The organism is Anaerococcus sp. HMSC065G05, assembly GCF_001812365.1.
Lineage (GTDB): Bacteria > Bacillota > Clostridia > Tissierellales > Peptoniphilaceae > Anaerococcus > Anaerococcus vaginalis.
In genome coordinates, this window is the sequence record NZ_KV808725.1 from 50,705 (window position 1) to 60,193 (window position 9,489).

Genomic DNA, 9,489 nt, shown 5'->3' on the forward strand with positions numbered 1-9,489 from the left:
TAAATTTAGAATAATATAGTGTTATTATAAAATATAAAATTAAAGGAGTTAATATGAAAAAAACAATGGCAAAAGATGGATAGCTGTGGCTATTGCTCTACTTTTGTTTGTAGCGTCTTCTATTGTATCAAATAGGAGCGATAAAATATCTGAAAAACAGGCAGATAAATTGAAAAATGAATATTTAAATCAATTTAATCCTTTTTCAGCTACTGCAAATAAAAATATTGTAGAAGATGGGGATAAGAAAAATAAAATTGCTCTTATTTCTTATGAGGGAGCAATTGGAGATGGAGAAGTTTATGATTCTTTTATGGAGCAACTTGATGATATATACAAGGATGATTCTGTTAAAGGCGTAATTATGCAAGTAAATTCTCCAGGTGGAGCTGTTTATAATTCTGAACAAATTGCAAATAAGATAAAAGAAATTCAAACTGACAAAAAAATCCCTGTATTTACAGTTATGAAGACAATGGCTGCAAGTGGTGGTTATTATATTTCTGCCCCAACTGATAAAATTTATGCTTCAAATGAAACCTTAACTGGTTCTATTGGTGTAATTATGTCATCAAGATCTTTCCAAGGTTTGTTTGAAAAATATGGAATTAAAGAACAAAATATTACAACAGGAAAGATGAAAGATGCAGGCTCTCTTGGAAAAGATATGACAGATGAGCAAAAAAAATATTTCCAAGACCTTATAAATTCGTCATTTGATAGGTTTATAAAAATTGTTTCTCAAGGGAGATCTATGAAAGAAGATCAAGTTAGAAAACTTGCAGACGGCAGGGTTTATGATGGTGCTCAAGCTAAAAATAATGGTCTTGTAGATAAAATTGGAAATCTTGATGATGCAATTGAAGATATGAAAAAAGATTATAAATTAAATAATCCAGAAGTTTTTGAATATGAAGGAAGTGATTATTCATTAAAAAAATTATTTTCAAAAGCTCAAAATTTAGTAGAAAAAAATTCTTCATCTGATCTTAGTGTTTTGAAAGAATTAATGGAAAAAGAATCTCCGCTACCAATGTATTATTATGGGAAATAGGTGAAATTATGGAAAATATGGAAACAATAGAAAACAACTCTTTGAATGTACAAAAGACAATATCCATACCTCAATTTGCCTATGCTGGTTTTTTCCTTAGACTTGTGGCTTTTACAATAGACTCTATAGTTGCCTATTCTTTTTCAAATATTATTATGAAAATTTTTCAAATAAAAACGGATTTAACAATTATGAATATAGAAATAAATCCTTTAATTGAAACAGGAATTTGTTTGTTATATTTTTTCATCTTAACTTATTTGAACAACGGCCAAACTTTAGGAAAAATGGCAATGGGAATTAGGGTTATTTCTTTAAATGATGAAAAACTTAGTTTTTTTGATTGTTTGGTAAGAGAAGTTTTCGCAAGATATATTCAAAATTTTATAAAAATTTTGTACCTAATTATAGGATTTAGCCCAAACAAACAATCTTTGGCAGATATGTTAGTTGATACTGTAGTTATAAAAGATGATGTGGTAGATTATCTTTTTGAAAATTAAATAAAGATTTTAAGATATATTTTGAATTTCAAGATATATCTTTTTTGTGGGAAATTTTAAATTTAAATTATTTAATAATTATAATTAGAAATTATTTATTTTGTAAGTATTTTTAAATTTTCAAAAATTATAAGTACTTTATACTTTTTAAAATTCCTATCTTGTGATATGATTGTTAGGTAGAAATTTCGGAATTACCACTATATATAGTGGATTAAATATAAAAATAACAATATTTAGGGGTGGATATGGAAGTTAAAAAAAGAGATGGTCAAGTTGTTGACTTTGAAAGGGAGAAGATTAATCGTGCAATCTTTAAATCTTTTAGGTCTGTTGATTCTGTTATTAGCGATGAAAATTTGGATAGAATTTCTCTTAATATAGAAAAAACAATCAAGGAAAGATACCCAAAAGACCATGTAGTTACTGTTGAAGAAATTCAAGATTTGGTTGAGCTTGAGCTTATTGAAAATAATTACTATAAGGAAGTTAAATCCTACATTCTTTATAGGGCAAAACACAATATGGACAGGAAAGTCCTAACCGATTTTGAAGCTTTTATTGATGATGAATATACTCTTTCTATAATCAAAGATATTAATGATGAGTATGACAATCAAAGATATCCAATCGAGTCTTTGTATTTAAAATTTGAATCCTTTACCAAGAAAAATATGACTAAGGAAGCCTTGTTAAACGCCCTTATCAAGGCTGCAAGTGAGCTTACAAGTAAGGAAGCTCCTGATTGGGAATTTATTGCTGCAAGGTTTATGATTCATTTGATTAATCTAAAAATTAGCCTTAGCGAAGAAAAATATGGAATTGTTGATTTTAGGTCAAAAGTTCAATACCTAACTTCAGCTGGTCTTTATGGATCATATATTTTAGAATCTTACACCAATAAGGACTTGGAAGAGTTGGGAGCATATTTAAAAGAAGATAGGAATAAATTATTTACCTATTCTGGTTTGGACTTAGTTGTAAAAAGATATTTGATTAAAACTTTTGAAGGCGAATATATTGAAAGCGTTCAAGAAATGTTTATGGGAATTTCTATGCACCTTGCCATTGGCGAAAAAGATCAAGTTTCTTTTGCCAAAAAATTATATGATATTTTATCACAATTAAAGGCAACTATGGCAACTCCAACAATGACCAATGCAAGAAAGCCCTTTAACCAACTTTCTTCATGTTTTATAGATACAGTTCCAGATACTTTAAAAGGAATCTACCGCTCAATTACAAACTTCGCCCAAGTTTCAAAACACGGTGGTGGAATGGGACTTTATTTTGGAAAAGTTAGAGCCCAAGGTTCTGATATTAGAGGAATTAGAAATGTGGCAGGTGGAGTTATAAGATGGATAAAACTTGCCAATGATACTGCGGTTGCCGTTGACCAACTTGGAGTAAGACAAGGTGCAGTTGCTTGTTATTTGGATATTTGGCACAAGGATATACCAGAATTTTTATCTTTAAAAACAAATAATGGCGATGATAGGATGAAGGCTCACGATATTTTCCCAGCAGTTTGTGTACCAGATCTTTTCTGGAAAGAATGTAGGGATAATATTGGTGGAGATTGGTATATGTTTGATCCTCACGAAGTTTTTGTAAAATATGGCAAATCAATCGAAGATACCTACGGGGAAGAATTTGAAGAATTTTATCATAAGCTTGTAAATGACAAGGAAATTTCAAAAAGAGTAATTGCCATAAAAGATTTGATTAGGCTTTTGATAAAATCATGGACAGAAACAGGAACACCTTTTGTTTTCAATAGAGATGCAGTAAACAGAGCAAATCCAAACAAACACAAGGGAATCATATATTCATCAAATCTTTGTACAGAAATCGCCCAAAATATGAGCCCATCAGAGACAGTCAGCGAAGAGATTAAAACTGTTGATGGGGAAACAGTAATTGTAAATACAACCAAACCTGGAGATTTTGTAGAATGTAATTTAGCAAGTCTTACCCTTGGAAATATTGATGTAAATGACAAAGAAGAATTAGAAGAAGTTGTTTCAACAATAGTTAGAGCTTTGGATAATGTAATAGATTTAAATTATTACCCAACTCCTTATGCAAAAGTAACCAACAAAAAATACAGGGCAATCGGCCTTGGAACAAGTGGTTACCACCACATGCTTGTAAAAAATGATATAAAATGGTCAGAAGAAGAAGCCCATCTTGATTTTGTAGACAAGGTTTATGAAGATATAAACTATTTTGCAATCAAAGCATCAAATGAAATTGCCAAGGAAAAGGGATCATATTCTTGCTTTGAAGGAAGTGATTGGGATAATGGAGATTATTTCAAACAAAGAGGATATGAAAGCGAAAGATGGGAAAATTTAAAGAAAGACGTTCACGAAAATGGACTTAGAAATGGATATTTATTGGCAGTAGCTCCAACAGGATCAACCTCAATAATTTCAGGAACATCTGCAGGAGTGGATCCAATAATGAACAAATATTTCCTAGAAGAAAAAAAGGGAGCAATAGTACCAAGAGTTGCCCCAGGACTAAATACAAAAACCTTCTGGCTATATGAAAATGCCTACAACATTGACCAAAATATTTCAATGAGAGCTTGTGGAGTAAGACAAAGACACATCGACCAAGCCCAATCAGTAAATGTTTATATAACAACAGAATACACAATGAGACAAATTTTAAATATCTACCTAACAGCATGGGAAGCAGGAGTAAAATCCCTCTATTATGTAAGAGGAAAATCCCTTGAAGTAGAAGATTGTGATTCATGTGCGTCATAATTTTATTTTAAATTTAAAAATAGATATAAAATTAATTACTACGGATTTGGGGAGGATTTTCAAGTTAAAATCAAATTAAATTTTTCCGTATCATATTCTTTGCATGAGGATTTATCATTCTTATAAAAATTTTGAAAGAAGCGAAGCTTCTTACAAATTTAGCCCGCGCAGCGGTCGTTTGCAGTGGGGTAAAAAAGTGGGGGTTGTTAGGGGGAGGAAAAAGGGGGAGAATTCGAAACTCCCCCATTTCCTCCGCCCTAACTTAACGAAGTATTGTATTAATTTAAATAAAATATTTGGCTAAGAAAAATAATTTTAATAGTTTTTAAATTTTTTATAATTATTTAAAAGTAAAAATATAAGTTCGATTTTGAAAATGGGGTATAAAATTAAAAATATTAGTTTATAAATAATTATTTCCCATAAGATAGGAGGCAAAAACATGGAAAAAAAATATAAGGAAGAAGTTTCTAAAAGAGGAATTTTTAATGAGGATGGGGATATTGACCTTTCTAAAAGAAGAATTATCAATGGAAATACAACCAATCTTAATGATTTTAATAATGTAAAATATACATGGACAAGTGATTGGTATCGTCAAGCTATGAACAATTTTTGGATTCCTGAAGAAATTAATTTAAACCAAGATATAAAAGATTATAGGAATTTATCCAAGGCTGAAAAAAAGGCTTATGATAGAATTTTGTCATTTTTGACCTATCTTGATTCAATTCAAACTGCAAATTTGCCAAATCTTCAAACCTATATAACAGCAAACGAGATAAATCTTTGCCTTGCTATTCAAACCTACCAAGAGGCAATCCACTCCCAATCTTATTCCTACATACTTGATACAATTTGCTCTCCTGATGAGAGAACAAGAATTTTGTATTTGTGGAAGGAAGATGATCATCTTTTAAAAAGAAATAAATTTATTGGTGACCAATACAATGAATTTATTAAAGATGATAGCGAATTTAATTTGATGAGAGTTTTGATTGCAAATTATATACTTGAAGGAATTTATTTCTATTCAGGCTTTTCATTTTTCTACAATCTTGGAAGAAATGGCAAAATGCCAGGAACTGTCCAAGAAATTAGATATATTAATAGGGATGAAAACACCCACTTGTGGCTATTTAGATCAATGATAAATGACTTAAAAGAAGAAAGACCAGACTTATTTACTGACGAATTAAAAGAATTCTACTTATCACTATTAAAAGAGGGAGTAGAACAAGAAATTGCCTGGGGAAAATATGCCATTGGAGATGAAATCCAAGGATTAAATTCACAAATGATTGAAGATTATATAAAATATTTGGGAAATCTAAGAGCAAAAGGACTTGGACTTGGAACAATCTATGAAGGATATGAAGACGAACCTCAATCAATGAAATGGGTAAGCGAATATTCAGATCCAAACCAAGTAAAAACAGATTTCTTTGAAGGAAAAGTTTCAGCTTATTCTAAATCTTCAGTTATTGAAGATGATTTATAAAATAATTTTATAAACTGTTGTAGAATAGATATTTCTATTTTACAGCAGTTTTTTATTTGCAAAAAATCTAAGAAAATCAGATTTTTGTATTATAAAAATTTTTTGTAAAAATAGAAGATATTTAAAAATAATCCAAAGTTTCAATTAATTTAAAGGAAATGGCGTTTGATTTGAAATCTTTGAATTTTTTTGACATAAATTTAATATATTATACTTAGCCTTATTTAATTTATAGTAAAAATATTTTAAAAACTTGGAATTTGTTGGTTTTTTAGTTTTTTTAAAATTTTTTATATTTAACAAAAAAATAATTTGAAATATTGTGTTTTTTTCTACAATTTTGTATAATAGAACAGATAGTGATTATCACTATTAGAACTAACGGGTTTTTAAATAAAAAAACTTGTAAGAATTTATAAATTTTTAGAAAGGGGGAAAAGTGAAAAAATAAAAATTGATATTGAAAAAATATAGCTAGATTATAAAGCGAATAAAGTAATCATATAAAGGTTTTAATTATAAAAATTTATAAGGATTTAGATTTGTATTTATTCGGCAAATTATTTGATTAGATAAAAATATTATGAAAAACTTTACTAAGAATATCAAATAAAAATTAGTTATTTTAAAAAATACTATAAAAATGAGAAAAGCAAAGTTATTTTTACCAATATCAAGACTTATAAACCGAATATTTTAGATAGAAATTAAAATTGATTTAAAAATTTTGAAAAATATCTAAAAATTCATCCTTGCACAATAGATTATTTAATTTATTTGCAATTTGGAGTTTATACTCCACAACTCAATAATTTTTTAAGATTTTTATGTAAATGAAAATCAAAAAGGTTTAGGTTACCTTTAATAACCTAAATATATTTTGTAAAGAGGAAAGATGAAAAATACATTTTTAAAGAAAGTATTGACCTTTATTATTGTAGGATTAGCGTCTATGGCTATGATAAAATCGTCTATGTTTGTCTTAGAAAAAAATAAGCTTGCTGCTGAAAAAAAAGACAAAATAGTAAGCGATAGCGCTCGTCTTGCAACAGATTTAAAAGATGGTCAATACGAAGCAAGTTCTGAAGGTTATGGTGGTTTGTTGACTGTTAGAATAACTATAAAAAATGGAAAATTAACAGACATCAAGATTTTATCCCATAATGAAACTGAGGAATATTTTAAAAAGGCTTCAGCGATAATAAAAGAAATTTTAAGAACAGGAAAAGTAGATGTAGATTCTGTTACAGGAGCAACCATATCATCAAATGCTATAAAAGATGCTGTTTTAAAAGCTCTCCAAAAAGCAGGTTCGAAAGAAAAAATAAAAGAAAAAGCTAAAAAAGAAGATAAAAAACCAGTAGAAGGGTTAAAAGATGGAGAGTATTTTGGTAGCGCAAATGGATATGGTGGAAATTTAACCGTAAAAGTAATCATAAAAAATGGAAAAATAAGTGGAATAGAAGTTGTTTCACAAAATGAAACACCAGAATATTTTAATAGAGCTTATGCTGTAATAAATAAAATTTTAAGTAGTGGAAGTGTAAATGTAGATTCAGTAACAGGAGCTACAGTATCATCAAATGCTATAAAAATGGCAGTAGCTGATGCCCTTCACAAAGCTGGCTCTAAGGAAAATGCAAAAGTACAAGCTGTAAATAATGCATCAAGCAATAATAAAAGAGCAAATGCTAAAGGGACAGTAGCAATTGGAAATAAAGACCTTAAAGATGGAGTTTACACAGGCTCAGGTCAAGGATTTAATGGACCAATAAGAGTTAGAGTAACCATATCGAAAGGCTCAATAACAAACGTGGAAATACTTTCACACAGCGATGACAATCCATATTTTGGTCGAGCAAGAGCAGTTATATCAAAAATTTTAGGAAAAGCTGACAAAAGTGTTGATACAGTTTCTGGTGCAACATATTCAAGTAGAGGAATACTTGATGCAGTAAGAAATGCTCTATCAAAAGCGGGTGGAAGCAAAAATGTTGATAATAAAAATAAAAAACCATCAAATACAAATCAAGCAAAAAAACCAAATAAAAAACCAGAAAAACCAAGTAAAGATAATAAGATTTACAAACAATACAAAGATGGTGTATACGAAGGAGTAGCAGAAGGCTTTAATGGTCCAATAAAAGTAAAAGTAACCATAGCAAAAGGTTCAATAACAAAAGTAGAAATCCTTTCACACAAAGAAGATGATCCTTATTTTAGCAAATCAAAAGGAGTAATCTCAAAAATGCTTGGTAAGCCTGGCAAAAACGTGGATACAGTATCAGGAGCAACATTCTCAAGCAAAGGAATAATAGATGCTATAAATAATGCAGTATCAAAAGCTGGAATTGAAAATAGTCCATCAAAACCTGACAAAAAGCCAGACCAACAAAAGCCAGATAAAAAACCAGAAGAAGATAAGAAACCAGAAAAACCAAGCGAAGAAAAAATAGACGAAGCCCTTAAAAAATATTATAACGATCAACCATTAAAAGACGGCGAATATACAGGATGGGGCATTGGATATATTAATACAAGAAAAATTAGAACATATATAAAAGTCGAAAATGGAGAAATTTCCGAAGTAAGAGTAGGAGAAAATTCAGAATACGGCGATGATATGGGACCATTTAGACAAAAAGCAGAAAAAGTTTTATCCTTTATCAAAGGAAAAGATGCAAGATTGAATCTTGCAAAAATGGGATTATACAGAGAGTATTTTGAAACAATAAGAAAAAGCAGTAACCCAAAAGCAAAAGCATTAGAACTTTTTGGTGCAGAATATGCAAATAATCTTAACGGATATAGAAATGATAATTCAGAATCAGATTTAACACTAATTTCAAGAACAGTAAAAGCTTATATGTCCAAAAAATATAAGTCAAAAGAATTATTTGATAGCGTTACAGGTGCAACAGTTAGTGCTAGTGGAATATCATCAGCAGCAAGAGAGGCGACAAAAAAATCATCAAATGATTACATTACAAATTCAGATGTAAAAGAAATCACAATAACAGCTCCAAAAAATAAAAACATAGAAGTAAACAAAGGCGATGGAGTTGATTTTACAGAAATGAAAGTAAACTTAATCAAAAAAGATGGAAGTCAAAAAGAAGTAGAATGGAAAGATTTCAAAGAAAATGGAATTAGCATTACAGACGAAAATGGAAAAATAATAGAAAACGGAAGCGACTTAAAAAATTATGCTAACAAAAAAATTATAAAAGCAAAAGTAATGCACCAAAAATCACTATCCTATGATGACTTTAGAATTTTAATCGGAAAATATAGTAAAGATTATATAATCGGATTAGAATACAGCGCAGATGGAAATAAGTGGTACAAAGTCGATAAAGTTGAAATGGATTACGTAGATAAAAGAAATATTTCCGACCATCAAGTTATCGATGCACCAACATCATTTGAATTTGAAAAAGTAAAACTTAGAGCAGTATCAAAAAATGGTAATCGTTATGAGTACACAGGCGATAAATTGCCAGTAAATAGACAAGTAAAATATACATTGGTCAAAGAAGAAAATCCAAATACACCAAAGACAATATATGTAAACTTCCAATTATCAGGAGAAGAATCCGATAAAAATTTAGTAGAAGAAAAAGAAAAAGAAGAAAAGCCAAAGCCACAAGAAGA

At 29.4% G+C, this 9,489-nt stretch carries 5 protein-coding genes; all 5 read left to right on the top strand.

The annotated features are described in order from the left end of the window. Window positions 1-85 precede the first annotated feature (85 nt). Window positions 86-1,054: a signal peptide peptidase SppA gene (sppA, locus tag HMPREF2852_RS08360; protein ID WP_261668279.1), complete on the top strand. Its 969-nt coding sequence runs from the start codon at window positions 86-88 to the stop codon at window positions 1,052-1,054. An 8-nt stretch (window positions 1,055-1,062) separates the two neighbouring features. After that, complete coding sequence (locus HMPREF2852_RS08365; protein WP_070607618.1) at window positions 1,063-1,557, top strand: RDD family protein; 495 nt, start codon at window positions 1,063-1,065, stop codon at window positions 1,555-1,557. A gap of 248 nt (window positions 1,558-1,805) precedes the next feature. Beyond that, a complete protein-coding gene (locus HMPREF2852_RS08370) occupies window positions 1,806-4,334 on the top strand; it encodes a ribonucleoside-diphosphate reductase subunit alpha (protein WP_070607621.1) in 2,529 nt (842 codons plus the stop codon). A gap of 442 nt (window positions 4,335-4,776) precedes the next feature. Continuing rightward, window positions 4,777-5,835: a ribonucleotide-diphosphate reductase subunit beta gene (locus HMPREF2852_RS08375; RefSeq protein ID WP_019118830.1), complete on the top strand. Its 1,059-nt coding sequence runs from the start codon at window positions 4,777-4,779 to the stop codon at window positions 5,833-5,835. Window positions 5,836-6,730: 895 nt separating this feature from the next. Continuing rightward, a partial coding sequence (locus HMPREF2852_RS08380; protein ID WP_148130566.1) for an FMN-binding protein occupies window positions 6,731-9,489 on the top strand: 2,759 nt, incomplete at its 3' end.